Source organism: Streptomyces sp. NPDC031049, assembly GCF_055571015.1.
In genome coordinates this window covers 107,444-131,526 of sequence record NZ_JBVIGC010000018.1, presented here as the reverse complement: position 1 = coordinate 131,526, position 24,083 = coordinate 107,444, and the positions used below count along the sequence as shown (strand labels likewise).

Genomic DNA, 24,083 nt, shown 5'->3' with positions numbered 1-24,083 from the left:
TGAGCACGGCCCCGTCCTCCCCCGCCTCCCCATCACCGCAAGGGAATCACCGTGACCAGACTCAGCGCCGAGATGCTGGCAGCGGACACCGTCGAGCCGATCACCTCGGCCGGGCACGCCCAGCTCGGCATCGCCGTGCTGTCGGGCATCGCCGTCATCGTCCTGCTCATCACCAAGTTCAAGCTGCACGCCTTCCTGGCGCTGACCATCGGCTCGCTGGCGCTCGGCGCGTTCGCCGGGGCGCCGCTGGACGAGGTCATCGCCAGTTTCAGCGGCGGTCTGGGCTCCACCGTCGCCGGTGTCGGCGTGCTGATCGCCCTGGGCGCGATCCTCGGCAAGATGCTCGCCGACTCCGGCGGCGCGGACCAGGTCGTCGACACGATCCTGGCCAAGGCGCGCGGCCGGGCGATGCCTTGGGCGATGGTGCTCATCGCCTCCGTGATCGGTCTGCCGCTGTTCTTCGAGGTCGGCATCGTGCTGCTGATCCCGGTCGTGCTGATGGTCGCCAAGCGCGGCAACTACTCGCTGATGCGCATCGGCGTCCCCGCGCTGGCCGGTCTGTCCGTGATGCACGGTCTGGTCCCGCCGCACCCCGGCCCGCTGGTCGCGATCGACGCGGTGGGCGCCAACCTGGGCGTGACCCTCGCGCTGGGTGTGCTCGTCGCCATCCCGACCGTGATCATCGCCGGTCCCCTCTTCTCCAAGTACGCGGCCCGCTGGGTGGACGTCCCGGCGCCCGAGCGGATGATCCCGCAGCGGGCGTCCGAGGAGCTGGAGCGCCGGCCGGGCTTCGGTGCCACGCTCGCGACGATCCTGCTGCCGGTCGTGCTGATGCTCGCCCGTGCGCTGGTCGAGATCGTCGTCGACGACCCCGAGTCGCTGGTGCAGCGGATCTTCGACGTGGTCGGCGACCCGCTGATCGCCCTGCTGGCCGCCGTGATCGTCGGCATCTTCACGCTGCTGCGTCCCGCCGGGTTCGGCAAGGAGCGCGTCTCCGGTCTGGTCGAGAAGGGGCTCGTGCCGATCGCGGGCATCCTGCTGATCGTCGGCGCGGGCGGCGGCTTCAAGCAGACGCTGATCGACGTCGGCGTGGGGCAGATGATCCTGGAGATCACCGAGGACTGGTCGATCCCGGCGCTGCTGCTGGCCTGGCTGATCGCCGTGGCGATCCGGCTGGCGACCGGTTCGGCGACCGTCGCCACGGTCTCGGCGGCCGGTCTGGTCGCACCGCTGGCGGCCGACATGTCGACGACGCACGCCGCCCTGCTGGTCCTGGCGATCGGTGCCGGCTCGCTCTTCTTCAGCCATGTCAACGACGCGGGCTTCTGGCTGGTGAAGGAGTACTTCGGCCTGAACGTCGGCCAGACGATCAAGACCTGGTCCGTGATGGAGACGATCATCTCGGTGGTCGCGGGTGCGCTGGTCCTGCTGTTGTCCCTGGTGATCTAGCGGCTGTCCCAGGTGATCTGGCGGCACGGCGACGGCCCGTGCGGCACGACGACGGCGTACCCCGCCGGGGGTGACTTCCCCGGCGGGGTACGCCGTTGTGATGATGGGACCCTTCGGCGCGCGGCCGGAGGGGGACGCCGGGGGGCGGCATGCGGCTGGGGACGGGGATCTCGTTCGGGGAGCGGGTCACGGCGTTCTTCGTGGCCGGGGCGGTGGCGGTGATCGCGGCCTCCTGCGCCGCCGTGGAGCAGGGACCCCGGCGGAACGACGGCGCGGGCATGAGCGTGGCCGGCGGCCTGTCCAACGGCGGCCGGGGCGGTACCCCCGGCACGGTGCCCGCCTCGCCGGACGGCGGCGCCTCACCGCCGACGGGCGACGCCGGCGGGCCGATGGGCGCGCCCGCACCGCCCGCGGTGACGCCTCCCGCGGTGCCGGCCGCGCCGGGCGTCCCCGCTCCGCGCACCACGGCTCCCCGCGCCACGGCCGCGACCGCGCCGGTCCCGGCCGCGCCCGCCTGGCTGCCGCCGGGTCCCGACTCGCCGGACGCCGACGGGACTCCCGATCCGTACAGCGTCTACGACCGCCTGCGCGCCGCCCCGGACCGGTGCGCGCAGGTCCTGCGCGGCCTCCCCGAAGAGCCGGCGGACGACGAGTGGCGGGTGCTGCGCGCCCTGGCGCACGGATGCCTGGCGGTGCAGGGCGGGCGCGGCAGTTGGGAGGAGGCGGCGCGGGAGCACGCGGCGCTGGCGGGCACGGCCCTCGGCTGCAAGGGCCGTGCCGCGTACGCCGTTCTGGGCGGCCTGCTGGAGTTCCGTCGGCTGCACCCCGCGGCGGCCGTCCGGCTCACCCCGGCGCCGAAGGGCGACGACGCGTGCGCCTACGGGATCGCCGCCGTGGACGCGGGCGAGGACGGCGCGGCCCGCCCCGGTGAGCTGGTCGCCGTGGAGCTGCGGGACACCTTCGCCGACCACGCCGAACTCCTGCGCCACGGCAGCGTGTCCGTCGGCGGGGCGGAGGCCGGGGGGCCGCTGACGGCGCTGCCGGGCTCCGGCGACCGGCTGGTCGTCTCCGTCGCCGTGCCGGTGCTGGCGGTGGACCCGGGGACGCCGGTGGAGGTCCGCTTCCGGTACGGCGGCACGGAGGCGGTCCTGCGGGACGCCTTCACCATCGCCGCCGCACCCGCGTCGGCCGAGCCCTCGGCGTCCGCTTCCGCCACCGGGTCCCCTCCGGCGGGCTGAGCTCCGGGCTCAGCCGTCCCGCTCGGCCGCCTTGTCCAGCTGGAACGCCTCGTTGCCCAGGCCGATGCGGGCGTGCCGCTCGGGGGCGCGGGCGCGCAGGACCGCTCCCTGCACCAGGCCGGCGACCACGGCCACGCCGATGATGCCCGGCAGCACCCAGCTCAGGGCGGAGCCCGGACCGGTGCCCACCAGGACGTCGAAGTCCCTGACGGTGTATCCGGCGATCACCAGCAGCGCGAGGCCGGCCAGGGTGGAGGTCACCAGCCGCAGGCCCTGGGTGCCGGCGGCGCCGCGCCGCACGAAGAAGACGACCACGGAGAACGAGGCGGCGGCCATCAGGACGATCACGCCGAGGGCGCCGATGTTGCCGCCCCAGGTGAACAGGTGCAGGACGGGCCCGGTGGGGTCGCCGACGGGCTTGTCGTCGGCGACGGCGAAGCCGATGACGACGAGCGCGGCCACGGTGGTCTGGAGCAGCGACCCCGTCCCCGGTGCGCCGCTGCTCCCGCTGGTCCGCCCGAAGGCGGCGGGCAGCAGCCCCTCGCGGCCCATGGCGAAGGCGTAGCGGGCGACGACGTTGTGGAAGCTGAGCAGGGCGGCGAACATCCCGGTCACGAACAGCACGTGGAGCACGTCGGTGAAGGTGCCGCCGAGCCGGGACTCGGTGAGGTGGAACAGCAGTCCGGCGCTCTGCTCCTGGGCGGTGCCGACGATCTTGTCGGGCCCGGTGGCGACGGTGAGCGCCCAGCTGCTGATGGCGAAGAAGACGGCGACCCCGGCGACGGCGAGGAACATCACGCGGGGCACCAGGATGTGCGGCCGGCTGGTCTCCTCGGCGTAGACGGGCGCCTGCTCGAAGCCGAGGAAGGCGGCTATGCAGAAGCACAGCGCGGTGCCGACGCCGGCCCCGCTGAGCGTGTCGGGGTTGAAGGCGTGCAGCGACAGCCCTTCGGCACTCGGGTCGGCGACGGCGGCGATGTCGAACACGACCACGAGGACGACCTCGATCAGCAGCAGCACGCCCAGGACGCGCGCGTTGACGTCGATCTTCAGCCAGCCGAGCGTGCCGACCGCGGCGACGGCGAGCAGCGCCGGTATCCACCAGGCGATCTCCAGGTCGGCGTAGGTGGCGAGGAGGCCGGAGACCTCGAAGCCGAAGATGCCGTAGATGCCGACCTGGAGGGCGTTGTAGGCGACGAGCGCGACGAGCGCGGCGCCGGCTCCGGCGGTGCCGCCGAGTCCGCGGGAGATGTAGGCGTAGAAGGCGCCCGCGTTGTGCACGTGCCGGCTCATCTCGGCGTAGCCGACGCTGAACAGGATGAGCACGGTTCCCAGCAGCACGAACAGCAGCGGCTGCCCGACGATGCCCATCACCGCGAAGGTGGTGGGCATGACCCCGGCGACCACCATGAGCGGGGCGGTGGCGGCGAGGACGGAGAGCAGCAGGCCCGCGGTGCCGAGCCGGTCGGCGCGCAGGGCGCGCTCCTGTCCCTTGAACGTGCTGATGCCGCCGTCGGTCGGGGGCGGGCTCGTGCGCGAACTGCCCGTGGTCATCGCGGGGAACCGTCCTTCGCTGGGATCCGGTGGGGGACTGTCATGCCGTACCGAGCGCGAAGGCGCGGGCGGTACGGAAGGCGGGGTGCGGGTCGCGGTCCGGGTAGGACCACGGAGTGGGCGTCATGTGCTCGCCGATGCGCAGGAACAGGGCGGCGGCCTCGGCTCCGCGGCCCTCGCAGAACTTGGCGTGCGCGAGGAAGTTGAGGTCGATCAGGCGGCGCGGGTGGCCCTCCTGTTCCCACTCCAGCCACCAGTCGAAGGCGGCCTTCATCACCAGGCGGGCGCGCCGGCCGACCCAGTGCCCGGAGGCGCGGGGGTCGGCGGGTTCGTGCCCGGCGGCGGCGAGCACGCGGTAGCGCTCGGCGTGGGCGACGACCGGCAGGATGGCCAGCGGGGAGTCGGCGGGGGCCTGTTCGGCGGCCCAGTTGGCGAAGTCGTAGACCTCGTGCAGCGGGTCGGGGCCCAGGTCCGTACGGCGCTCGGCGAGCCGGGCGACCATCAGGTGGTGGGCGTGGTGGTGGTCGGCGTGGCGGGCGCGTACGGCCTCGAAGGCCCGCTCGACCTCGTCCTCGGCGCCCAGCGCGCGTTCGAGCATGAGCAGTCCGAGCCAGGGCGTCGGATCCTCGGGGACCCGCTCGGCGGCCTCCCGGCAGGCCTGGCGTACCGGCCCCGGCTTCTCCTTGCCGCGCAGGGCGCGCCGCACCAGGGCGAGGGCGAGCAGGACGTGGGCGTCGGCGGACTCCGGTTCGGCGAGCAGCCATTCGCGGGCCCACGGGGCGCAGTAGGGCTCGTGGGCGAGGACGGTGATCCGGTGTCCGCGGCGGTCCCAGTCGTCGCCGGTGTGCACCAGCAGCGAACGGGCGCTCTGCCATCTGCCCTGGGCGAGGTCGGTGCGGGCGGAGACGAGGGCGGCGTCGTCGAGGGCCTCGTCGAAGGTCTGGGCCGCGCGTCTGCGGGCGCGGCCGAGGGGAGGCGGAGGTGGGGACACCGCAGGAACATCCTTCATGCGACGCGGTTGGTCGGGCCGGTCGCTGATTGCCATGAACGGATCACGCACAGCAAACCGGCAGCCAACGCTTGGCGTCAAGTGACGCCAGAGTGTTACACGCGTCAACTGGGGTCACGATTCGGGTACTTGGGGCCGCGCTGCTTGGATGGGCCCATGAGCGCTGACGAGATCCTCGACGTCGTCGACGAGCACGACCGTGTGGTGGGCCGGGCCCCGCGCGGTGAGGTGTACGCGAAGGGGCTGCGCCACCGGTGCGTGTTCGTGCACGCCCGGGACGCGGAGGGGCGCGTCTTCGTCCATCGGCGGACGCCGGGGAAGCTCGTCTTTCCCTCCTTGTACGACATGTTCGTCGGCGGGGTGGTGGGCGCGGGTGAGTCCTACGACGACGCGGCGCTGCGTGAGGCGGAGGAGGAACTGGGGGTGACGGGGCTGCCCCGGCCCCGCTTCCTGTTCAAGTTCCTGTACGAGGGCGGGGGCGGGCGGGCGTGGTGGTCGGCGGTGTACGAGGTGCGGTGCGAGGTGCCGGTGCGGCCGCAGGTGGAGGAGGTGGAGTGGTACGGCTTCCTGACGGAACGGGAGGTCGAGGAGCGGTTGGCCCGGTGGGAGTGGGTGCCGGACGGTTTGGCGGCGTACGAGCGGCTACGGGCGGGAGGGGCGTGAGGTCGGGGTCTCCCCGGGGGCCGATACTGTTGACGGCGTGATCGAGTTTGTGAGGAACGTCCGGCTCTGGTTCGCGCCGCAGGAGGTGCGGCAGGAGGGCAGTACGCCCGACTACCGGTTCTCCCTCGCGAACGAGCGCACCTTCCTCGCCTGGCTGCGCACCGCCCTCGCCCTGATCGGCGGTGGCTTCGCGGTGGACCAGTTCCTGCCCGACCTGCGCTGGGGCTGGCGCGTCGGGCTCGCGCTCGCTCTGCTGGGGGCCGGCGTGCTGTGCTCCCTGCGCGCCGTCAACCACTGGGTCCGCTGCGAGCGGGCCATGCGCCGCGGTGAGGACCTGCCCGCCACCCGCTTCCCGGCCCTGCTCGGCGTCGTCGTCGCGATCGTCGCCGTAGCCATGGTCCTCGTCGTGCTCCTCGGCTGGGCCGGATGACCCCCGACGGCACCTCCGACGGCACCCCCGGCAGCGCCCCCGACGGCACCCCCCACCGCGACCCCGGCCTCCAGCCCGAACGCACCCGGCTCGCCTGGCGCCGCACCACCCTCGCGGGCGCCGTCGCCGCCGTCCTCGCGGCCAGGACCGCACTGCACGGCGGCGCCTCCACCGCCGCCACCGTCACCGCCGCCCTGTGCGCCGCCCTCTGGGTCGCCCTCCTCGGCCTCGCCCACCACCGCATCGGCACCCTGTCCGCGAGCGCCGCTCCCCCGGCCCTCGCCCCCGCGGCCGCCACGGCCGCCGCACTGTGCACCGTGGCACTGGCCGCCGCCGGAGCCGGCCTCGTCCTCCTCTGATCGGGGTACTCGGACTGCACACCCGCGGAACGTCCCCGAAGGTGAGCACCATGACGACCACTCCGCACCGCGAACACATCGACCACGCCGACCACACCCACTCCCCCGACTGCGGCCACACGCGCGTGCCGCACGGCGACCACACCGACTACGCCCACGACGGCCATCTGCACCGCGAGCACGACGGCCACTGGGACGAGTGCGAGCCCTCGGCCCACGTCGCCCACGAGAACCACGCCCACCGGCACGACCAGGACTGCGGGCACGCGCGCGTCCAGCACGGCGACCACGTCGACTACCTGCACGACGGCCACCGCCACGCCGCCCACGACGGGCACTGGGACGACCACTGAGTCGACCGACCGGCCGACCCCACGCCGAACCCACCACGGCACCCCTGCGCACACCCCACCGCACAGCCCTCCGCCCCCCACGCGGAGGGCTGTCGCCCGTCGTGGCGCCGATCACGTTCCGCACGCCCACTGGACGACATACCGACTGGTCGGCATCATGAGCGGGTACCGTTCACCTGCCCGTAGGAGCGACGATGAGCCCCGACCACCCGCCCGGACTCGATCTCGACCGGCTGCGCGGCCTGCTCGACCGGGAGCGGCCCGGCCTGGTCACCGGCCCGCTGACCGGCCGGCTGATCGAGGGCGGACGGTCGAACCTCACCTACGCGGTCTCCGACGGCACCTCCCGCTGGGTCGTCCGGCGCCCCCCGCTCGGCCACGTCCTGGCCACCGCGCACGACATGAAGCGCGAGCACCGGGTGATCAGCGCCCTGCACCCCACCGCCGTACCCGTCCCCCGCACCGTACTGCTGTGCGAGGACGAGGAGGTGCTCGGCGCCCCCTTCTACGTCATGGAGTTCGTGGCGGGCACCCCGTACCGCACCGCCGACCAGCTCGCCCCACTGGGCCCCGAGCGCACCCGGGGCGCGGTGCTCAACCTGGTCGACACCCTCGTCGAGCTGCACGCGGTCGACCCCGCCGGGGCCGGCCTCGCGGACTTCGGGCGCCCCGAGGGCTTCCTCGACCGCCAGCTGCGCCGCTGGGGCAAGCAGCTGGACGCCTCCCGCAACCGCGACCTGCCCGGCATCGACGAGCTGCACGCCGCGCTCGGCCGGGAGCTGCCCGGCTCACCCGCCCCGGCGGTCGTGCACGGCGACTACCGGCTGGACAACGTCCTGATCGGCGACGACGACGAGATCAAGGCCGTCCTCGACTGGGAGATGTCCACGCTCGGCGACCCGCTCACCGACCTCGGGCTGCTGGTGATGTACAGCCAGCCGCTGGAGCTGCCCGACTCCCCCGTCTCCACCACCGCGCAGGCGCCCGGCCACCCCTCCCCGGCCGAGCTGATCGAACGCTACGCCGCGCGCTCGGGGCGCGACGTCTCCGCGGTCTCCTGGTACACGGCGTTCGCGTGGTTCAAGCTCGCGGTGATCCTGGAGGGCATCCACTACCGCTACACCCTGGGCCAGACCGTCGGCCGCGGCTTCGACCGCATCGGCGACCTCGTCCCGGTCTTCATCGAGCACGGTCTGACGACACTGCACACGGGCCTTCAGGAGGGCTGATCGGCATGGACTTCGCCTTCGACGCACGCACCGAGGAACTGCGCGACAAGCTGCTCGCCTTCATGGACGAGTACGTGTACCCCGCCGAGCAGGTGGCGCACGAGCAGCGCGAGCGCCTCGCCTCCCCCTGGGACACCCCGCAGGTCGTGGAGGACCTGAAGGCCGAGGCCCGCCGCCAGGGCCTGTGGAACCTCTTCCTGCCCGACGCGGAGCACGGCGCCGGCCTCACCAACCTCCAGTACGCCCCGCTCGCGGAGATCACCGGCCGCAGCCCGCAGCTGGCCCCGACGGCGACGAACTGCGCCGCGCCCGATACCGGCAACATGGAGGTGCTCGCCCAGTTCGGCGACGAGGCGCAGAAGAAGCAGTGGCTCGAGCCGCTGCTGGCCGGTGAGATCCGCTCGGCGTTCGCGATGACCGAGCCGGACGTGGCCTCGTCCGACGCGACGAACATCACCACGCACATCCGGCGCGAGGGCGACGAGTACGTCATCACCGGCCGCAAGTGGTACATCTCCGGGGCGATGAACCCGGACTGCCGGATCTTCATCGTGATGGGCAAGACCGACCCGGACGGCGACGACATCCGCCGCCAGCAGTCCATGGTGCTGGTCCCGCGCGACACCCCGGGCGTGACGGTGACGCGGGCCATGCAGGTGTTCGGCTACGAGGACCACTACCACGGCGGTCACGCGGAGGTGGTCTTCGACGAGGCGCGGGTGCCGGTGGGCAACCTCGTCGGCGAGGAGGGCGGCGGCTTCGCCATCGCGCAGGCCCGGCTGGGCCCCGGCCGGATCCACCACTGCATGCGGCTGATCGGCATGGCCGAGCGGGCGATCGAGCTGATGTGCCGGCGGGCTGCGTCCCGCACGGCCTTCGGCAAGGCCCTCGCCCAGCAGGGCGTGGTGCACAACTGGATCGCGGACGCCCGGGTCACCGTGGAACAACTGCGCCTGCTGGTGCTGAAGACGGCCTGGCTGATGGACACGGTCGGCAACAAGGGTGCCCATACCGAGATCCAGGCGATCAAGATCGCCACCCCGCGTGCGGTGGTCGGCATCCTCGACAAGGCGATCCAGCTGCACGGCGCGGGCGGTGTCAGCCAGGACCTCCCGCTGGCCGAGCTGTACGCCGGGGCCCGCACCCTGATGATCGCCGACGGTCCCGACGAGGTGCACCAGCGGTCGCTGGCCCGCCGGGAGCTGAAGAAGTACCTCTGAGGCGGGAGCCGAAGGCGGGCCCCGGAGCAGTCGCTCCGGGGCCCGCCTCGTTCACGGCCGCAGCGCCCTCAGCAGCAGGTCGGCGAGGTGGTCGGCGACCTGCTGGGGACTGAGCGGGCCGTCGGGGCGGTACCAGGTGGACAGGTGGTGGATGGAGCCGAAGTGGTAGTCCACCACCAGGTCGGCCGGGGTCGCGGTGGAGAAGACGCCGGTGCGCTGGCCCTCCTCGATGAGCGCGCGGAAGCGTTCGTGGTAGCGCCGGCGCTCGGCGCGCACCTGCTTGTTCTTCTCCGGGCTCAGATGGTGCATGGAGCGGAAGAAGATCGACGCGTCGTCGAGGTTCTCGATGGTGGTGACGACGACGTCGGCCGCGGCCCCGCGGACCCGCTTCTCGATGGGCTCGTCGGCGTCCGCGAAGGTGTCCAGGCGCTCCTGCTGCAGGCGCAGCACGCGCGCGTACACCTCGTGCAGGAGGTCGTCCTTGGAGCCGAAGTAGTGGTAGAGCGCCCCCTTGGTGACGCCGGCCGCCTCGACGATCTCCTGCACCGACGTGCGGTCGTAGCCCTGCTCGGCGAAGAGCCGGGTGGCGGCCGCCAGGAGCCGCTGCGGCACCGGTGTGGCGTCGCCGTCCGTCTTCTGGGGCACTGCCGCCACCTGCCTTTCCGTTCCGTTTCGCTACTGGTCCTGATGGGTGCGGGAACGCAGTTCCCGACGGAGGATCTTCCCACTCGCGGTCTTGGGCAAGTCGGGCAGGATCTCCACGTGGCGCGGATACTTGTAGGCGGCCAGTCTCTCCTTGCAGTACGCGGCGAGTGCGTCCGGGTCGGTCTCGGCGCCCGGCCGGAGGCTGATGTAGGCCTTGACGGTCTCGCCCCGGTAGCCGTCGGGCACCCCGACCACGGCGGCCTCGCGCACCGCCGGGTGGGTGTAGAGGACGTCCTCGACCTCGCGCGGCCAGACCTTGAAGCCGGACGCGTTGATCATGTCCTTCTTGCGGTCGACGACGTAGAGCCACCCCTGGGGGTCCATGAAGCCGATGTCGCCGGTGCGCAGCTCACCGCCGGGGAAGGTCTCGGCGGTGGCGTCCGGGCGGCGCCAGTAGCCGGGCACGACCTGCGGCCCGGCGACGACGATCTCGCCCTGCTCGCCGAAGGGCACCTCGGCGCCTTCGTCGTCGACGATCCGTACGACCGTGTCCGGTCCGGGCACGCCCACCGCCAGCGTCCCCGAGGCCGGGTCGACGGGCGCTTCGAGGTGCGGAGGCACGGAGGCGCAGGGGGCGGTGCACTCGGTGAGCCCGTAGCCGTTGCGGATGTACGGCCCGAGGCCCGCGCGGAACTTCTCCACCAGGGCGGGCGGCAGCGGGGCGCCGCCGGAGGAGATGACCGCGAAGGACGCGAAGTGCTCGCGGGTGACGGACGGGTGGGCGGCCAGGGCCATGAAGGCGGTGGAGGGGCCGACGGTGTAGTGCGGCCGGTGCTCGGCGAACGCGTCCAGGACGACGCCCGCCTCGAAGCGGTACGCGAGGACGAGTGTGCCGGTGCTGTTCAGGCAGGCGCCGAGCTGGCAGACCATGCCGGTGATGTGGAACAGCGGCGCCAGCGCGAAGTAGACCGGCGCCTCGGGCAGCCCGAGGCCGGTGCGCTGCCGCTCGGCGTTGTACATGATGTTGCGGTGGGTGTTGGTGGCGCCCTTGGGGGTGCCGCTGGTGCCCGAGGTGTAGCTGATCAGCGCGATGTCGTCGGGGGCGGGGTCGCGGCCCTCGGGCGCCTCGTGGCCGGCGCGGGCCGCCTCGGCGAGGTCGTCGGTGTCCACCGGCTGCCGTTCGAAGGTCAGGACGCGCGTGTCCCCGCGGCTCTGGAAGTCCAGCTCGCAGCCGGTCAGCACGATCCGCACCGGCGAGTCGGCGGCCGTCTCGCGCAGGTACGCCTCCCAGGCCCGGTCGGAGCAGATCAGCGCGGCCACCTCGCCGTCCCGCAGGACGTGGCGGACCTCCCCCGACTTGTACATGGGGTTGACGGGGACGACGGTCGCGCCCGCCTTCCAGGCGCCCAGCACCGCGAGCACGAAGTGCGGGGAGTTCTGGAGCAGGACGGCGACCCGGTCGCCGCGCTCCAGGCCGCGCGCGGCCAGGTACCCGGCGACGGAGTCGCTCAGCTCGTCCACCTCGCGGTAGCCGAGCCGGCCGTCGAAGTAGGCGAGGAAGGTGCGGTCGGGGGCCTCGGCGGCGGACCGGCGCAGGGCGTGCACGAGGGAGGCGTCGGGGCTCACCGGGGCCTTCTGGGCGTCGGTCAGCAGGTCCAGCCAGGGCTTGTCGCGGTACCCGAGGTCGTGGCGCGCTGCGGTCACTGGTCCGCCTCCCACTGCTGCTGGAGGCGGTTCATGCCGGCCAGCCAGCGGTCCGGCTCGGTGGCCCGCGCCCGGTAGTACTCGGCGACCTCGGGGTGCGGCAGGATCAGGAAGCGGTCCTCGGCGATGCCCTTGAACAGCGCGTCGGCGACGTCCTCGGGCTCGATGGCGGTGGGCCGCAGCACCAGGTCGCCGGCGCTGCCGCTGGCGGTGAGCATGTCGGTGCGCACGCCTTGCGGGCAGATGGCGTGCACCTTGACGCCCCGGTGGCGGTAGGTCAGGGACAGCCACTCGGCGAAGGCGTAGGCGCCGTGCTTGGTGACGCTGTAGGGGGCGGCGCCGATCATGGTGAGCAGTCCGGCCGCCGAGACGGTGGAGACGAACCGGCCGCGGCCGCGCTCCAGCCAGTCGGGGAGCAGTTCGTGGGCCGCGCGGACGTGGGACATGACGTTGACGTCCCAGGCGAGCGCCCAGACGGCCTCCTCGGCGGCCTCGGAACCGCCGCTGGCGACGCCCGCGTTGGCGCAGTAGACGTCGACGGTGCCGCCGAGCGCCTCCCGGGCCCGGGTGACGATCGCGGAGGCGTCGCCGGGGACGGCGATGCCGCCGATCTCGCCGGCGACCGCCTCGGCGCGCGCGGCGTCCAGGTCGTTGACCACGACCCGGGCGCCCTCGGCGGCGAAGCGGCGGGCCAGCGCGGCCCCGATGCCGCCCCCCGCTCCGGTGACGACGACTCCGGCGTCCTGCAGGGCTTCCACCATCGGTCTCCTTCGACACGGCTCGGGCACCGCGCGGCGCGGCACTGGGCGGCCGCCGCTCGGCTCGGCACTGCGCGGGCCCCGGTTGCAGCGCCAGACTAACCAGTCGGTATGTACGACGGAAGAGGTCTCCCGCGGTTCGCCTCGTTCCGCCCGGCCGCGACGGGCGCTAGCGTGCGTGCGCATGACACCCGCCGCGATCACGGAGGTCACCGCATGACGCTGTCCAGACGGACCCTGCTCGCCACCTCGGCCGCGGTGGCGGCCACCGCCGGCACCGCGCAGGCGGCACCCGCGCACGGCGGCCGACGGCTGCGCACCGGATTCGAGCGACTGGTCGCCGACGGCTACGCGCCGCTGGACGGACAGCGGGTGGGCGTGGTCACGAACCCGACCGGCATCACCCGGGAGGCACGGCACATCGTCGACGTGATGCACGCCGACGACCGGGTGGACCTGATCGCCGTCTTCGGGCCCGAGCACGGCTTCCGGGGCACCGCGCAGGCCGGCGGGTCCGAGGGCCGCTACGACGACCCGGCGACCGGACTGCCCGTCTACGACACGTATCTCAAGAGCGGGCAGCCGCTCGCGGACATCTTCACGGCCTCGGGCGTGGACACCGTCGTCTTCGACATCCAGGACGTCGGCGCGCGCTTCTACACGTACATCTGGACCATGTTCGACTGCATGGAGGCGGCCCGGCTGGCCGGGAAGCGGTTCGTGGTCCTGGACCGGCCGAACCCGGTGACCGGGCGGGCGGCCCTCGGGCCCGTCCTGCACCGCGAGTTCGCCACGTTCGTCGGACGGCAGCCGATCGCGCAGGCGCACGGCATGACGGTCGCGGAGCTGGCGCTGCTGTTCAACGGCGAGTTCCTGACGTCGCCGGTGCCGCTGGAGACGGTGCGGATGAGCGGCTGGAAGCGGTCGGAGTTCTACGACGCCTCCGGGCTGCCCTGGGTGCCGCCGAGCCCGAACATGCCGACGCCCGAGACCGCTCTGGTGTACTCCGGCACCTGTCTGTTCGAGGGCACGAACCTGTCGGAGGGGCGCGGCACCACCCGCCCGTTCGAACTGCTGGGCGCGGAGGGGATCGACGGGCGCTGGGCCGCCGCGGCGAACGGGCTGGAGCTGCCCGGAGTCCGTCTCAGGGAGGCGTACTTCGCGCCGACCTTCTCCAAGTTCCAGGGGAAGACCGTCGGGGGCGTCCAGCTCCACGTGCACGACCGGGAGGCGTTCGACCCCGTGCGCACCGGGATCGGGCTGCTGGTGACCGCCAGGCGGGTCTGGGACGGTTTCGCCTGGCGGTCCGACAACTGGATCGACAAGCTGACCGGGTCGGCCCGGGTCCGCACGATGATCGACGCGGGCGCGGACACCGACGAGGTGGTGGCCGGCTGGCAGGAGGACCTGGCGGCGTTCCGCGCGACGCGCCGCCGGTACCTGCTCTACCGCTGACCGACCGGGTGCCGGCGGCCTACCGGTGCGAGGTGAACTCCACGACCTGCTGGTAGGTCGGCCGGTTCTGCCAGGAGACCGGCCCGTGCCCGATGCCGCCGAGGGCACGGTGGACGACCGCGTCGGCGCACCACTGGTCACCCGCCGCGCAGTGCTCGTCCCCGGGGTAGACCTGTGCGGCGGTCCGGCCGGCGGCCTCCTTCAGGGTGCTCAGGAGGATGTCCCGGCAGGCGGCCGGATCGCCGTCACCGCAGTACGCGCGCGCGAGCGGCCCGGCGACCGGCTCGCCGAGCACGGCCCGGACGTCCTTGTCGACATGGCCCCACCAGCCGTACTGGAAGGCGCTGCCCGCGTGTCCGCCGGTGGGGCCGTGGTCGGCGGACGGGGGTTCGTCGACGGGCAGGTTGCGGGTCAGGGCGGTGTACAGGTCGCCGCCGAGGCCGGGTTCGAACACGGCCCGCACCAGCAGCGGCCACCAGGCGTCCAGGACGCGGACGGCGTCGGCATGGGCGTACGTCCGCGAACCGGCCGTGGTCTCGGTGCGTTCACCGCCCGCCGACAGCCAGGCCCGCAGCCGGTCGACGGCCGCCGCGGCGGCGGGGTCGGTGACCGGGGCGGTGCCGATCACCTTCAGCAGCTTCGGCAGCACCGCCTCGGCCCGCAGGTCGGTCACGCCCGCGTCGGCCATCGCCTGCACGAGCGCGGCGCGGGTCACCCCGCCCGCGGCGACGAGTCCGCGCACCCGGTCGTCGAGCAGATCGCCGCGGTGGACGGAACCGCTGCCCCAGGAGCCGGCGGTGTAGTCGCGGGCCGGCTTGTTGTTCCAGGAGACGTAGTAGTCCTGGCCGACGGACCCGGGATGGGCCGAGGCCGGCGTGTACGCGGCGGTGTTCCCCGCCGGGTCCCAGTCCCGCCACTCATGCGCCGGTCGCGCCCACACCGGGAACTCGGCGTCGACGCCGGCCGCGCGGACCGGGTTGTCGCCGCTGTTGTAGTACGCGGTGTGCTCGGAGTCGGCGTAGAACCAGTTGAACGTGTAGTTGATGCGCTCCACCGCGCTGCGGAAGCCCTCGGGTCCGGTGACGTGGTCCGGGTCGTTGAGCATCTGGAAGCCGACGAGGGAGTCGGCCTCGTGCAGGAAGGACGAGCGCAGGGTGGTGTAGGCGACCTTCTTGCCGCCGACCGTCGCCCGGTACTCGACGGGGCCGTACGCGGTGCGCCAGACCCGCATGGTGTAGGAGCCCGCCGGGGTGCCGTCGGCGACGGTGGGCTTCCAGGCGTTGGTGCGCTCGACCTTCTCCATCGGCGTGCAGGTGCCCCGATGGAGATAGTGGTGGTCGTCCCGGCACAGTTCGACGGCGTAGGTGTCGATGACGTCCTGGCCCGAGGTGGTGGCGCTCCAGGCGTAGTCCCGGCCGCGGCCCAGTTCGACGTACATGCTCAGGCCCGCGAAGGAGGCGCCGCGGGCGCTGATGCCGGGGCCCTGGATCTCCTGGAGCATCAGCAGCTGGGGGGCGAAGTAGCCGGTCTGCGGGCCGAAGACGGCGATCGGGTGGCCGCCGGCGGTGTGTTCACCGCTGACGACGAGGGCGTTGGACATGCCGCGTCCGGCGGAGGTGACGGCGGCGGCCGACCGCTCGGAGGCGCGGGCGGCACCGGCCGCCGCCGCGCTGCCCGTGCGGTCGTGCACCAGCGGTTCGCGGACCACCGAGCCGGCGTCGGGCAGGGCCCGCCCCCGCGGGTCCTCGGGCCTGGGCAGGTACGGGAAGCTGCCCGTGTGCTGGGTGAGGACCGCTTCGGGGTCGTTGCGCTGGCGGAAGGACTCCCAGACCTCCGTGCCCTCGACGAGGCCGTACTTCTGCTGGGCGGCGAGCAGGGAGAGCGCGTTGTTCACCTCGCCGCCGCCTCCCGAGCCGAAGAGGGCGCCGATGACGGAGGCCAGCGCGATCAGGTCGGTGGGCTTGAAGTGCTCGATGGTCCCGGCGTTGGTGAGCGCGTCCTTGTGCCCGGTCAGCACGTACTCGCCGGGGAAGTAGCGGCCCCGGTCGGCGGCGTCGATGTAGGCGTTGATGCCGTCGACGTAGGCGTGCACGTCGGCCAGGGCCAGCTCGCCGCGTGCGCCGGCCCGGGCGACCGCGCTGTCGATCTGCGCCTGGAGTTCGGCCTCGGTGTACGGCGCGTTGCGCCAGAACTGCTGCTCCAGGCCCTGGTTGGCCGGGGCGCCGCCCGCGAACGGGGTCAGCTCGCCGCGCCCGACGTGGCGGAAGAGGTCCATCAGCCACAGCCGGTCCTGGGCGGCGGCGTACCCGGCCCCGAACTCGGTGCCGTAGCGGGTGGTGCCCGTGATGTGCGGCACACCGGTCTTCTTGTCGCGGACGATCGTCACGTCGGAGCGTCCGGCGGGCCGGAGGGTGGAGGCGACCTGGTCGGCGGGGACGCCGAACGAGGCGTCGTTGAAGAAGGTCTCGATCGTGTCGTCGGTGAGCGACCGGTGGCCCGTGGCGAGGGCGGCGTAGGGGCCGAGCTGGTCGCCGGCGTGCGGGGGCCTGGTGCCGAACGACTGGTGGAGCAGGATCTCGGCGAGGGTGGCGTTGCCGTTCTGGCCGGGCGGCAGGATGTCGTGGCACCGGCCGCCGCAGTGGTCGCCCGACGCCTCGGCGGCGGGGCGCGTCTCGTTGGCGGCTCGCGTCTCGGTGGTGGGGACGCCGGCCGCCGCCGGGGAGAGCGGCGACAGAAGTCCGGCAATGAGGGCGCATACGGATGCGGTCTTCAGGAACCCGTGGAATCCGCGGGGAGTTCTCAGTCCGACAAGGGCGGTGCGTGGGGTGCGCCGTGGCATGGCGGCTCCTCCCGACGAGGATGGGCCCGGACGTTACCGCCGGTATCCCCGCGATCGAAGATGAACATGCGTCACTTTTTGGAGTAGGCAGGGCAACCAGCGACCACACAGGACACGACGGTCGACCGGCGACACGTTTGGGACGGGTTATGGGGGCCATCGGAAACGGATGGAGCCGATCCGCCTGTCGGCACGTCTACTCGGCGACGTCCGTACGACGCCCGTACAGCGACGCCGAAGTGACCGGACTACAGGTGCAGGTGTGACGGAGGTGCAGGGCGATGGCCGGTTTCCGGAGTCTGGCGAGACAGGTGCGAGATCCACGGTGCGACCTGGCGCTACGGCGCTATTCGCTGCGCAAGTGCCTTGAGCGGTTCGCCCCTTACGGGCACAGGGCGACCTGGGACCATCTGTGCTCCCGCTGGGGGTTCGGCCCCGAGGACAGGTCTCCGGATCCAGCGCGGCTCGTGGCCGCACTGGAGGAACTGGAGGAGGCCCGCTCGGTGTGGCTGGCCTACGAGGTGGAGTTCGCCGAGCGGCGCAGGAAGGAGAAGCACGACGGGCTGCGCAGGCCGGGCAGTGTGGACGACTGGCACCGGCTGACCTGGGGCGGTTTCGGCGTGGCGTGGTGCGACGACCCGCGGCTTCATCCCCGTGAGCCGCTGGCCGAGGTACTGCGCCGGCTGATCGCCGCGCTGGAGCGGGAGCCCGGGTCGGCCTGCCCGGTGTGCACGGGTGAACGGCTGGTGTGGAGATACGGCCTGGACCACGAGCCCTCGGCGGGCCCGGTGTGCACGGACTGCGGCATCCTGGTGCCGCGCCCGGTGCTGACGCCGGAGGCCCTGTCGGCGACCCGCGTCGGCCGGCAGTTGCTGGTGTCGGCGTAGGCGCGCTGCCGTACCGCCGGGACTGCGGGTCGGCGGGGTCGGTGACCTCGCCACCACGCCCCGGCGGGACCGCCGAAGAGGGCGACCGCACCGCCGGAACGGCCGGACGGTGACCGCACCGCCGGAACGGCCGGACGGTGACCGCGCCGCCCGAGCGGCCGGACCGTGACCGCGCCCATCGTGCCGGGCCGGCGGGACGGGGGGCGGCACCGTCGGGACGGGGAGGGGGACGGCGAGCGTGCCGCCGTGTCCCGCGGCGTCGGGACGGCGCGTCGCCGGGGACGGCCGGGACGTCCGGGACGTCCGGGACGTCCGGGACGGCAGAAGGGTCGCCGGGGTCAGCCGGGACAGCAGACGGGTCGCCGAAGACGGCCGGGACGGCAGGAGGATGGCCTGCCGGATCCGGATTCAGGGGCGACGCAGGGCTGTTGTCAGTGGTGTGCGGCACCATCGAGACATGGTGCAGGTGTGTCTCAACGGGCCCCGGGGATCCGCCGACGGGGCGGTGGTGCCGCTCTCGCCCGAGGCGATGGCCGACGCGGCGGCCGGGGCGGTGGCGGCCGGCGCCACGGAGGTCCATGTCCATCCCAAGACGCCCTGCGGACGGGACACGTTGTCCCCCCGGGTGCTGGCGGCGACGCTGGAGGCGATCCGGGCCCGCGTGCGGGTGCCGGTCGGGGTGACCACGGGCGCGTGGGCGGAGCCGGACCCAGCGGCCCGGGTGGAGCGCGTCCGGAGCTGGACCGCCCTGCCGGACCACGCCTCGGTCAACTGGCACGAGCCGGGCGCCGAGGAGGTGGCCGCCGTGCTGCTCGACCGAGGGGTGGCGGTGGAGGCGGGCGTCTGGTCGGGGACGGACGGAGCGGCCCGGTTCGCCCGCTCACCGCTGGGACCGAAGGTGATGCGGGTGCTCGCGGAGGTCATGGACAGCGACGCGGCGACGGCTCCGGACACCGCGCGCGCCCTGCTGTCCGGCCTCGGCGGGGCACACGGCCGGCCCGTCCTGCTGCACGGCGAGGACGGCGGCGCCTGGCCGGTCCTGCGGCTGGCCGGCCGGCTCGGTCTGGCGACCCGCATCGGCCTGGAGGACACCCTGTTCCTGCCGGACGGCCGACGGGCGGGCTCCAACGCCGAGTTGGTCAGGGCCGGGCTGGCCGCATGGGCCTCGGCACGGGAGGACGGCGAGCGGAGCTGACCACTGGGGGACACGGCCACGGGACGGCGAGCGGACCGACCGCTCCCGGGGCCCGTCCACGGGACGGCGAGCGGAGCCGACCGCCCGGTGGGTGGGGGCGGCGGCCGGCCGCCCGGCCGGCCCCGGACGGCGGCGCCGCATCGGACCGGCAGCCGCCGGCCTCAGCAGGAGCCCCCCGCCTCCGCCTCGCGGGCGGCGCGCCGCGTACCCCCCGCCGACCGCGGCCGTTCGGCCATCAGACGCGACCCGGCGAGGCGTTCACCGAACGCGTCGTCCGGGTTGGACAGCACACATGTGTCCAGGGACAGGCACCCGCAGCCGATGCAGTCGGTGAGGTGGTCCCGCAGCCGGCTGAGCTGCTTGATGCGCTCGTCCAGCTCCGAGCGCCAGGCCTCGGAGAGGCGGGCCCAGTCGTCCCGGGTGGGGGTGCGCTCCTCGGGCAGCTCCGCGAGCGCGTCGCGGATCGTGGCGAGCGGGATGCCCACGCGCTGCGCGGCCCGGACGAAGGCGACCCGGCGCAGTGCGTCCCTGCTGAAGCGGCGTTGGTTCCCCGTGGTGCGGCGACTGCTGATCAGGCCCTTGGACTCGTAGAAGTGCAGGGCGGAGACGGAGGCACCGCTGCGCGCGGCGAGCTGGCCGACCGTGAGCTCGTGGATCTTCTCTGGAATCTGGGGCACTCCCGCAACCCTACCCACCCCCGCGCTGCCGTGGTCCGTTGACAGGAGGACCACGAGCGACCATGCTAAGCAGTCGCTTAGATTGAGGAGGCCGGGACATGGCAGAGCCGAGGATCTTCACCTCCGTCGACGACCTGAAGGCGGCGGCGGGCGAGCAGTTGGGCCACACCGACTGGCTGGAGGTCGACCAGAAGCGCATCGACCTGTTCGCGGACGCGACCGGCGACCACCAGTGGATCCACGTGGACCCGGAGAAGGCCGCCGGGGGCCCGTTCGGCACCACCATCGCGCACGGCTATCTGACCCTGTCGCTGCTCCCGCTCTTCGGACCCCAGCTGATCCAGGTCGACGGCGTGAAGATGGGCGTCAACTACGGCACCAACAAGGTGCGTTTCCCCGCCCCCGTCCCGGTCGGCTCGCGGCTGCGCGCCACCGCGACGATCTCCGGCGTCGAGGACGTCACGGGCGGCGTCCAGGTCACCCTCGCCTTCACCGTGGAGCGCGAGGGCGGCGACAAGCCGGTGTGCGTGGCGGAGTCCGTCTCACGCTACTACCTGTGAGCGGCCGGCCCTGAGCGGCCGGCTGGGCGACCGGCCCTGAGCGCCCCGGCCCCGACGGCTAGTCCTGAGCGCTGCCGCCGGGCCGCTTCGCCCCCACCATCCTCAGCACGAGGTCGGCGTAGAGCGCGCCGACCTCGTCGGGCGTCCGGGGTCCGGCCACGTTGAACCAGCGGGCGACGTCGATGCAGAGCGAGAGCACGGCGAGGGTCGTGCCCTTGAGGTCCAGCACCTCGAATTCGCCGCTCGCCACGCCGTCCTCGATGATCCCGCGCACCTCGGCGTCGCACTGGCGGCGCAGCGCGAGGATCTCGGCGCGGGCCTCGGCGCCCAGCGCGTCCAGTTCGTACTGCACCACCCGGGCGGTCGTCCGCCGCCCGGCGTGCCAGCGGACGAAGGAGCCGACGGCGTCGGCGAGCCGCTCGGTGGCGCTGCCCTCGCCGCGAGCCGCCGTGCGCAGGATGTCCAGCGCCTTGACGTGGCCGAGCCTGCTGATGCGGTGGAGCAGCTCTTCCTTGGTCTTGTAGTGGATGTAGAGCGCGGCCGGGCTCATCCCGGCACGGCCCGCGATGTCCCTGGTGGTCGTCGCGTGGTACCCGCGCTCGGCGAAGGCCTCCACGGCGGCCACCAGCAGCCGCCGGGCCGCGTCAGGCGTGACCTCGCCCCACGGCTCGACCTCGCCGCCCGCCGTCTCCTCCGCCGTACTCATCTCGCTCTCGCCCCTCTCGGTGACAGGAGGCTCCACCATACCGCCCGAGGTGAGCGGTCGCTTAGAGAGCTGGTGCGCGGGAGTGACCGGCGGCCCGGACGCCCTCGTTCCTCACAGTTTCTCGAAGGGGTCGTGCTCGGCGAGCAGCTTCTCCAGCCTCGCCTGGTCGACGCGGCTGACGATCTGCCCGGCCTCCTGGCGGTCGCGGATGACCTTGGCCAGGGTGAAGGCGGAGGTGACCAGGTAGAGGACGGCGACGGCCAGGAAGGCGCGCACCCAGGCGTCGGTCTGGAGGTTGAAGATGCCGACGGCCGTGGCGGCCAGGGCGACCACGAAGGAGGCGACGGCCTGTCCGTAGAAGGCGGCCGTGCTCTGCTGCTTGACCGGTGTGTCACTCATGCGGAAAAGGATCGGCGGACGTGGCCGCCGCCACATCCGCCGGAATACTCAGCCGTCGTACTCAAGGCCCTCAGAACGCCGAGACACCCGTCAGAACGCCGAGACACCCGTCAGCGCCCGGCCGATCACCAGCTTCTGGATCTGGCTGGTGCCCTCGTAGAGGGTCATCACCCGGGCGTCGCGCAGCAGCTTGCCCGCCGGGTACTCGTCGATGTAGCCGTACCCGCCGAAGACCTGAAGGGCGTTGTTCGCGGCGCGGACGGCGGCTTCCGAGGCGAAGAGCTTGGCCTTGGAGGACTCGACCGCGAAGGGCTGTCCGCGGTCGATCAGGTCGGCGACCCGCCAGGTCAGCAGCCGGGCCGCGTCGACGTCGAGGGCGATGTCGCTGATCAGCTCCTGCACCAGCTGGTGGTGGGCGATGGTCCTGCCGAACTGCTCGCGCTCGCCCGCGTAGCGCACGGCCACGTCCAGGGCGGCCTGGGCTATGCCGACGCAGCCCGCCGCGACCGACATCCGGCCTTTGGCGAGGGCCGACATCGCGACCGCGAAGCCCTTGCCCTCCGGCGCCATCATCGCGGACGCGGGCACCCGCACGTCCTCGAGCACCAGTTCGGCGGTGGCCTGCCCGCGCAGACCGAGCTTGCCGTGGACGGTGCGGCGGGTCAGGCCGGGGGTGTCGGTGGGGACGAGGAACGCGGAGACGCCCTTGTGGCCGGGGGCGTCGGTGGAGCGGGCGAAGAGCAGGACGACATCGGCCCAGGTGCCGTTGGTGATGAACATCTTGGTGCCGTTGAGGACGTAGTCGTCGCCGTCGCGGACCGCGCGGGTGGCGAGGTTCCCGGCGTCGGAGCCGGTGCCCGGCTCGGTCAGGCCGAAGCAGCCGACCAGCTCTCCGGAGGTGAGCCCGGGCAGCCACCGCCGCTTCTGCTCCTCGCTCCCCCAGGCGGCGATCGTCTTGGCGACCAGGCCGAGGGAGACGGAGACAATGCCGCGCACGGAGGAGTCACCGCGGCCCAGCTCCTCGGTGACCAGGCAGTACGCGAGGTGGTCGCCGCCCGAGCCGCCGTACTCCTCGTCGATCGTGAGCCCGAGGAACCCGACCTCGCCCAGCTTCTTCACGATCCCCCGGTCCACCTCCTCGGCCCGGTCCCAGGTGACGACGTGGGGGGCGATCTCGCGCTCCACGAAGTCCCGGGCGAGCCGCCGGACGGCGGTCTGCTCCTCGCTGAGCTCCAGGTTCATGCCGAGTCACCCCACAGAAGACGGATCTTGAAAGCCGTACATTTAAATTAGCACTGCTAGTTTCCGGTCGCAGCCCTACTATGTGCGCCATGGCCCGACCGCGCAAGCCCCTGCTGAGCACCGACCGGATCGTCGAGACGGCCCGCGCACTGGTGGACGCGGAGGGCCTCGCGGCCGTCTCCACGCGTCGGCTGGCGGCGGAGCTGGGAGTCAGCGGGCCCTCGCTCTACAACCACTTCCGGACCAAGGACGAGATCCTGGAGGCCGTCGCCGACTCGGTGAGCGCGCAGGTCGATCTGTCGATGTTCGAGGACGGCCGGGACTGGCGGACCGCCCTGCACGACTGGGCGGTCTCCTACCGGGCCGCCCTGCGCGACCACCCGAACGTCGTCCCGGTACTGGCCCGCGGCCCCGGCCGCCGCCCGGCCGCGCTGCGGCTGGCCGACGCGGTGTACGGGGCGATGGTCGACGCGGGCTGGCCGCCGGCCCAGGCCACCTCGATCGGCGCGCTGATGCGGTACTTCATCATGGGTTCGGCGCTCGGCTCCTTCGCCCGGGGCTTCGTGGACGACGCGAGCGCCTACGACCCGTCCGACTATCCGCACCTCGGCCAGGCCCACCTGCTGGCGGAGCATCAGGAGAAGATCGACGAGCGCGCCTTCGAGACAGGACTGACGGCGCTGCTGGACGGGTTGGCCCAGCAGTACGAGGAGCTGGAGGGCCGGACCTAGGGCCTGCGGCGGGTGTCGGCACCTTTCGGCGGGGGCCGAACCAAGCGTGCCGCATGCTGGAGGCATGGGAACCCGGAACGCGACGGCCGCCGGACTCGCGGGGCTGGCCGGGCTGATCGCCGACGAGACGCGGGCCGCGTGCCTGCTGGCGCTGCTCGACGGGCGGGCGTGGACCGCCGGTGAGCTGGCGCGCCACGCGGGGGTCGCCCCGTCCACGGTCAGCGAGCACCTCGGCAAGCTCGTCGCGGGCGGTCTGCTCGCCGAGGAGCGGCAGGGCAGGCACCGGTACGTGCGGCTGGCCGACGCGAGGGTGGCGCAGCTGGTGGAGGACCTGGCGGCGCAGGTCGCACCCGAGGCGGCGGCGCGTCGCCCGCGCACACTGCGGGCGTCGAGCGCCGGCTCGGCGATGGCCCGCGGACGCACCTGCTACGACCATCTCGCCGGGCGCCTCGGGATCGCGCTGACCGACGCGCTGACCCGGCGGGGCCTGCTGCGGCAGGACACGGGCTTCGCCCTGACGGACGCGGGGCTGGCCTGGTTCGACACCGCCGGCATCCGGCTGGATCGCACCGGGCGCCGCCCGCTGGCCCGCGCCTGCCTGGACTGGACCGAACGCCGCCCGCACCTGGCCGGCGTCGCGGGCGCCGCGCTGTGCCGGCACGCCCTGGACAGCGGCTGGTGCGTGCGCATCGGCTCCGAGCGGGCGGTGCGGGTGACGGCGGCGGGTGCGGCGGCGTTGTCGGAGCTGCTGGGCATCGAGGCGCCGTCGCTGCGCTGAGCA

Annotated in this window: 24 protein-coding genes; 14 read left to right on the top strand and 10 right to left on the bottom strand. The window is 73.3% G+C overall.

Annotation, left to right across the window (positions count from 1 at the left end; translation table 11 throughout):
• The first annotated feature begins 51 nt into the window (after positions 1–51).
• Both ACZ45Q_RS27220 and ACZ45Q_RS27215 read left to right on the top strand, forming a co-directional pair.
• Positions 52–1,449: a GntP family permease gene (locus tag ACZ45Q_RS27220; protein WP_468266023.1), complete on the top strand. Its 1,398-nt coding sequence runs from the start codon at positions 52–54 to the stop codon at positions 1,447–1,449.
• Positions 1,450–1,598: 149 nt separating this feature from the next.
• Entirely contained in the window at positions 1,599–2,687 is a 1,089-nt protein-coding gene (locus ACZ45Q_RS27215; protein ID WP_468266021.1) for a hypothetical protein, read from the top strand.
• Between the two features lie 9 nt (positions 2,688–2,696).
• Here ACZ45Q_RS27215 and ACZ45Q_RS27210 read toward each other — a convergent pair whose 3' ends face one another.
• Both ACZ45Q_RS27210 and ACZ45Q_RS27205 read right to left on the bottom strand, forming a co-directional pair.
• Complete coding sequence (locus ACZ45Q_RS27210) at positions 2,697–4,241, bottom strand: APC family permease (protein WP_468266019.1); 1,545 nt, start codon at positions 4,239–4,241, stop codon at positions 2,697–2,699.
• A 40-nt stretch (positions 4,242–4,281) separates the two neighbouring features.
• Positions 4,282–5,232 (bottom strand): hypothetical protein, encoded by a 951-nt coding sequence (locus ACZ45Q_RS27205; protein ID WP_468266017.1) that lies wholly within the window; start codon positions 5,230–5,232, stop codon positions 4,282–4,284.
• 174 nt (positions 5,233–5,406) lie between these two features.
• Here ACZ45Q_RS27205 and ACZ45Q_RS27200 point away from each other — a divergent pair, with 174 nt between their 5' ends.
• The 6 genes from ACZ45Q_RS27200 to ACZ45Q_RS27175 all read left to right on the top strand — a co-directional run bounded on the left by ACZ45Q_RS27200 (position 5,407) and on the right by ACZ45Q_RS27175 (position 9,504).
• Positions 5,407–5,913 carry an NUDIX hydrolase gene (locus ACZ45Q_RS27200; protein ID WP_468266015.1) on the top strand — a complete coding sequence of 169 codons (507 nt, stop codon included), beginning with the start codon at positions 5,407–5,409 and terminating at the stop codon, positions 5,911–5,913.
• A 37-nt stretch (positions 5,914–5,950) separates the two neighbouring features.
• The gene (locus tag ACZ45Q_RS27195; protein ID WP_468266013.1) at positions 5,951–6,343 is read left to right on the top strand and encodes a YidH family protein; all 393 of its coding nucleotides are present in this window, start codon (positions 5,951–5,953) and stop codon (positions 6,341–6,343) included.
• Positions 6,340–6,702, top strand: coding sequence for a DUF202 domain-containing protein (locus ACZ45Q_RS27190; RefSeq protein ID WP_468266011.1), 363 nt, complete (start codon positions 6,340–6,342; stop codon positions 6,700–6,702). Before ACZ45Q_RS27195 ends, ACZ45Q_RS27190 begins: the two co-directional genes overlap by 4 nt.
• A gap of 50 nt (positions 6,703–6,752) precedes the next feature.
• Complete coding sequence (locus ACZ45Q_RS27185) at positions 6,753–7,055, top strand: hypothetical protein (RefSeq protein WP_468266009.1); 303 nt, start codon at positions 6,753–6,755, stop codon at positions 7,053–7,055.
• Between the two features lie 194 nt (positions 7,056–7,249).
• On the top strand, positions 7,250–8,284 hold the full coding sequence (locus tag ACZ45Q_RS27180) for a phosphotransferase family protein (protein WP_468266007.1): 1,035 nt from the start codon (positions 7,250–7,252) through the stop codon (positions 8,282–8,284).
• Positions 8,285–8,289: 5 nt separating this feature from the next.
• Positions 8,290–9,504 carry an acyl-CoA dehydrogenase family protein gene (locus ACZ45Q_RS27175; RefSeq protein WP_468266005.1) on the top strand — a complete coding sequence of 405 codons (1,215 nt, stop codon included), beginning with the start codon at positions 8,290–8,292 and terminating at the stop codon, positions 9,502–9,504.
• 51 nt (positions 9,505–9,555) lie between these two features.
• On the opposite strand, the gene ACZ45Q_RS27170 is transcribed toward ACZ45Q_RS27175, so the two are convergent.
• Genes ACZ45Q_RS27170 through ACZ45Q_RS27160 form a run of 3 tightly spaced genes read right to left on the bottom strand, consistent with a single transcriptional unit; the run spans position 9,556 to position 12,614 of the window.
• Positions 9,556–10,149, bottom strand: coding sequence for a TetR/AcrR family transcriptional regulator (locus ACZ45Q_RS27170; RefSeq protein WP_468266003.1), 594 nt, complete (start codon positions 10,147–10,149; stop codon positions 9,556–9,558).
• A 30-nt stretch (positions 10,150–10,179) separates the two neighbouring features.
• The gene (locus tag ACZ45Q_RS27165; RefSeq protein ID WP_468266001.1) at positions 10,180–11,853 is read right to left on the bottom strand and encodes a class I adenylate-forming enzyme family protein; all 1,674 of its coding nucleotides are present in this window, start codon (positions 11,851–11,853) and stop codon (positions 10,180–10,182) included.
• A complete protein-coding gene (locus ACZ45Q_RS27160; RefSeq protein ID WP_468265999.1) occupies positions 11,850–12,614 on the bottom strand; it encodes an SDR family oxidoreductase in 765 nt (254 codons plus the stop codon). The genes ACZ45Q_RS27165 and ACZ45Q_RS27160 overlap by 4 nt, the downstream gene beginning before the upstream one ends.
• A gap of 213 nt (positions 12,615–12,827) precedes the next feature.
• Here ACZ45Q_RS27160 and ACZ45Q_RS27155 point away from each other — a divergent pair, with 213 nt between their 5' ends.
• Complete coding sequence (locus ACZ45Q_RS27155) at positions 12,828–14,066, top strand: exo-beta-N-acetylmuramidase NamZ family protein (RefSeq protein ID WP_468265997.1); 1,239 nt, start codon at positions 12,828–12,830, stop codon at positions 14,064–14,066.
• 19 nt (positions 14,067–14,085) lie between these two features.
• On the opposite strand, the gene ACZ45Q_RS27150 is transcribed toward ACZ45Q_RS27155, so the two are convergent.
• Positions 14,086–16,905 carry a penicillin acylase family protein gene (locus ACZ45Q_RS27150; RefSeq protein ID WP_468265995.1) on the bottom strand — a complete coding sequence of 940 codons (2,820 nt, stop codon included), beginning with the start codon at positions 16,903–16,905 and terminating at the stop codon, positions 14,086–14,088.
• 281 nt (positions 16,906–17,186) lie between these two features.
• On the opposite strand from ACZ45Q_RS27150, the gene ACZ45Q_RS27145 reads away from it, so the two are divergent.
• Entirely contained in the window at positions 17,187–17,792 is a 606-nt protein-coding gene (locus ACZ45Q_RS27145; protein ID WP_468265993.1) for a hypothetical protein, read from the top strand.
• Positions 17,793–18,249: 457 nt separating this feature from the next.
• Entirely contained in the window at positions 18,250–18,987 is a 738-nt protein-coding gene (locus ACZ45Q_RS27140) for a 3-keto-5-aminohexanoate cleavage protein (protein WP_468265991.1), read from the top strand.
• Positions 18,988–19,148: 161 nt separating this feature from the next.
• Here the strand turns inward: ACZ45Q_RS27140 and soxR are convergent, their stop codons facing one another.
• Positions 19,149–19,664 carry a redox-sensitive transcriptional activator SoxR gene (gene soxR, locus ACZ45Q_RS27135; RefSeq protein WP_468265989.1) on the bottom strand — a complete coding sequence of 172 codons (516 nt, stop codon included), beginning with the start codon at positions 19,662–19,664 and terminating at the stop codon, positions 19,149–19,151.
• Between the two features lie 98 nt (positions 19,665–19,762).
• On the opposite strand from soxR, the gene ACZ45Q_RS27130 reads away from it, so the two are divergent.
• On the top strand, positions 19,763–20,224 hold the full coding sequence (locus ACZ45Q_RS27130; RefSeq protein ID WP_468265987.1) for a MaoC family dehydratase: 462 nt from the start codon (positions 19,763–19,765) through the stop codon (positions 20,222–20,224).
• Between the two features lie 58 nt (positions 20,225–20,282).
• On the opposite strand, the gene ACZ45Q_RS27125 is transcribed toward ACZ45Q_RS27130, so the two are convergent.
• The 3 genes from ACZ45Q_RS27125 to ACZ45Q_RS27115 form a co-directional block, all read right to left on the bottom strand.
• Positions 20,283–20,930, bottom strand: a complete 648-nt coding sequence (locus tag ACZ45Q_RS27125) for a TetR/AcrR family transcriptional regulator (RefSeq protein WP_468265985.1) — start codon at positions 20,928–20,930, stop codon at positions 20,283–20,285.
• 111 nt (positions 20,931–21,041) lie between these two features.
• Positions 21,042–21,329 carry a YiaA/YiaB family inner membrane protein gene (locus tag ACZ45Q_RS27120; protein ID WP_468265983.1) on the bottom strand — a complete coding sequence of 96 codons (288 nt, stop codon included), beginning with the start codon at positions 21,327–21,329 and terminating at the stop codon, positions 21,042–21,044.
• Positions 21,330–21,419: 90 nt separating this feature from the next.
• The gene (locus ACZ45Q_RS27115; protein WP_468265981.1) at positions 21,420–22,571 is read right to left on the bottom strand and encodes an acyl-CoA dehydrogenase family protein; all 1,152 of its coding nucleotides are present in this window, start codon (positions 22,569–22,571) and stop codon (positions 21,420–21,422) included.
• 89 nt (positions 22,572–22,660) lie between these two features.
• On the opposite strand from ACZ45Q_RS27115, the gene ACZ45Q_RS27110 reads away from it, so the two are divergent.
• Together ACZ45Q_RS27110 and ACZ45Q_RS27105 are read left to right on the top strand one after the other, a co-directional pair.
• The gene (locus tag ACZ45Q_RS27110; RefSeq protein ID WP_468265979.1) at positions 22,661–23,302 is read left to right on the top strand and encodes a TetR/AcrR family transcriptional regulator; all 642 of its coding nucleotides are present in this window, start codon (positions 22,661–22,663) and stop codon (positions 23,300–23,302) included.
• Positions 23,303–23,366: 64 nt separating this feature from the next.
• Complete coding sequence (locus ACZ45Q_RS27105) at positions 23,367–24,080, top strand: ArsR/SmtB family transcription factor (protein ID WP_468265977.1); 714 nt, start codon at positions 23,367–23,369, stop codon at positions 24,078–24,080.
• The last annotated feature ends 3 nt before the right edge of the window (positions 24,081–24,083 follow it).

Bases quoted from the DNA above. Each gene is read 5' to 3' on its own strand.
- ACZ45Q_RS27215 (WP_468266021.1), top strand. From the start codon at position 1,599: ATGCGGCTGGGGACGGGGATCTCGTTCGGGGAGCGGGTCACGGCGTTC.
- ACZ45Q_RS27210 (WP_468266019.1), bottom strand. From the start codon at position 4,241: ATGACCACGGGCAGTTCGCGCACGAGCCCGCCCCCGACCGACGGCGGC.
- ACZ45Q_RS27200 (WP_468266015.1), top strand. From the start codon at position 5,407: ATGAGCGCTGACGAGATCCTCGACGTCGTCGACGAGCACGACCGTGTG.
- ACZ45Q_RS27190 (WP_468266011.1), top strand. From the start codon at position 6,340: ATGACCCCCGACGGCACCTCCGACGGCACCCCCGGCAGCGCCCCCGAC.
- ACZ45Q_RS27185 (WP_468266009.1), top strand. From the start codon at position 6,753: ATGACGACCACTCCGCACCGCGAACACATCGACCACGCCGACCACACC.
- ACZ45Q_RS27180 (WP_468266007.1), top strand. From the start codon at position 7,250: ATGAGCCCCGACCACCCGCCCGGACTCGATCTCGACCGGCTGCGCGGC.
- ACZ45Q_RS27175 (WP_468266005.1), top strand. From the start codon at position 8,290: ATGGACTTCGCCTTCGACGCACGCACCGAGGAACTGCGCGACAAGCTG.
- ACZ45Q_RS27160 (WP_468265999.1), bottom strand. From the start codon at position 12,614: ATGGTGGAAGCCCTGCAGGACGCCGGAGTCGTCGTCACCGGAGCGGGG.
- ACZ45Q_RS27155 (WP_468265997.1), top strand. From the start codon at position 12,828: ATGACGCTGTCCAGACGGACCCTGCTCGCCACCTCGGCCGCGGTGGCG.
- ACZ45Q_RS27150 (WP_468265995.1), bottom strand. From the start codon at position 16,905: ATGCCACGGCGCACCCCACGCACCGCCCTTGTCGGACTGAGAACTCCC.
- ACZ45Q_RS27145 (WP_468265993.1), top strand. From the start codon at position 17,187: ATGGCCGGTTTCCGGAGTCTGGCGAGACAGGTGCGAGATCCACGGTGC.
- ACZ45Q_RS27140 (WP_468265991.1), top strand. From the start codon at position 18,250: ATGGTGCAGGTGTGTCTCAACGGGCCCCGGGGATCCGCCGACGGGGCG.
- ACZ45Q_RS27130 (WP_468265987.1), top strand. From the start codon at position 19,763: ATGGCAGAGCCGAGGATCTTCACCTCCGTCGACGACCTGAAGGCGGCG.
- ACZ45Q_RS27125 (WP_468265985.1), bottom strand. From the start codon at position 20,930: ATGAGTACGGCGGAGGAGACGGCGGGCGGCGAGGTCGAGCCGTGGGGC.
- ACZ45Q_RS27120 (WP_468265983.1), bottom strand. From the start codon at position 21,329: ATGAGTGACACACCGGTCAAGCAGCAGAGCACGGCCGCCTTCTACGGA.
- ACZ45Q_RS27115 (WP_468265981.1), bottom strand. From the start codon at position 22,571: ATGAACCTGGAGCTCAGCGAGGAGCAGACCGCCGTCCGGCGGCTCGCC.
- ACZ45Q_RS27110 (WP_468265979.1), top strand. From the start codon at position 22,661: ATGGCCCGACCGCGCAAGCCCCTGCTGAGCACCGACCGGATCGTCGAG.
- ACZ45Q_RS27105 (WP_468265977.1), top strand. From the start codon at position 23,367: ATGGGAACCCGGAACGCGACGGCCGCCGGACTCGCGGGGCTGGCCGGG.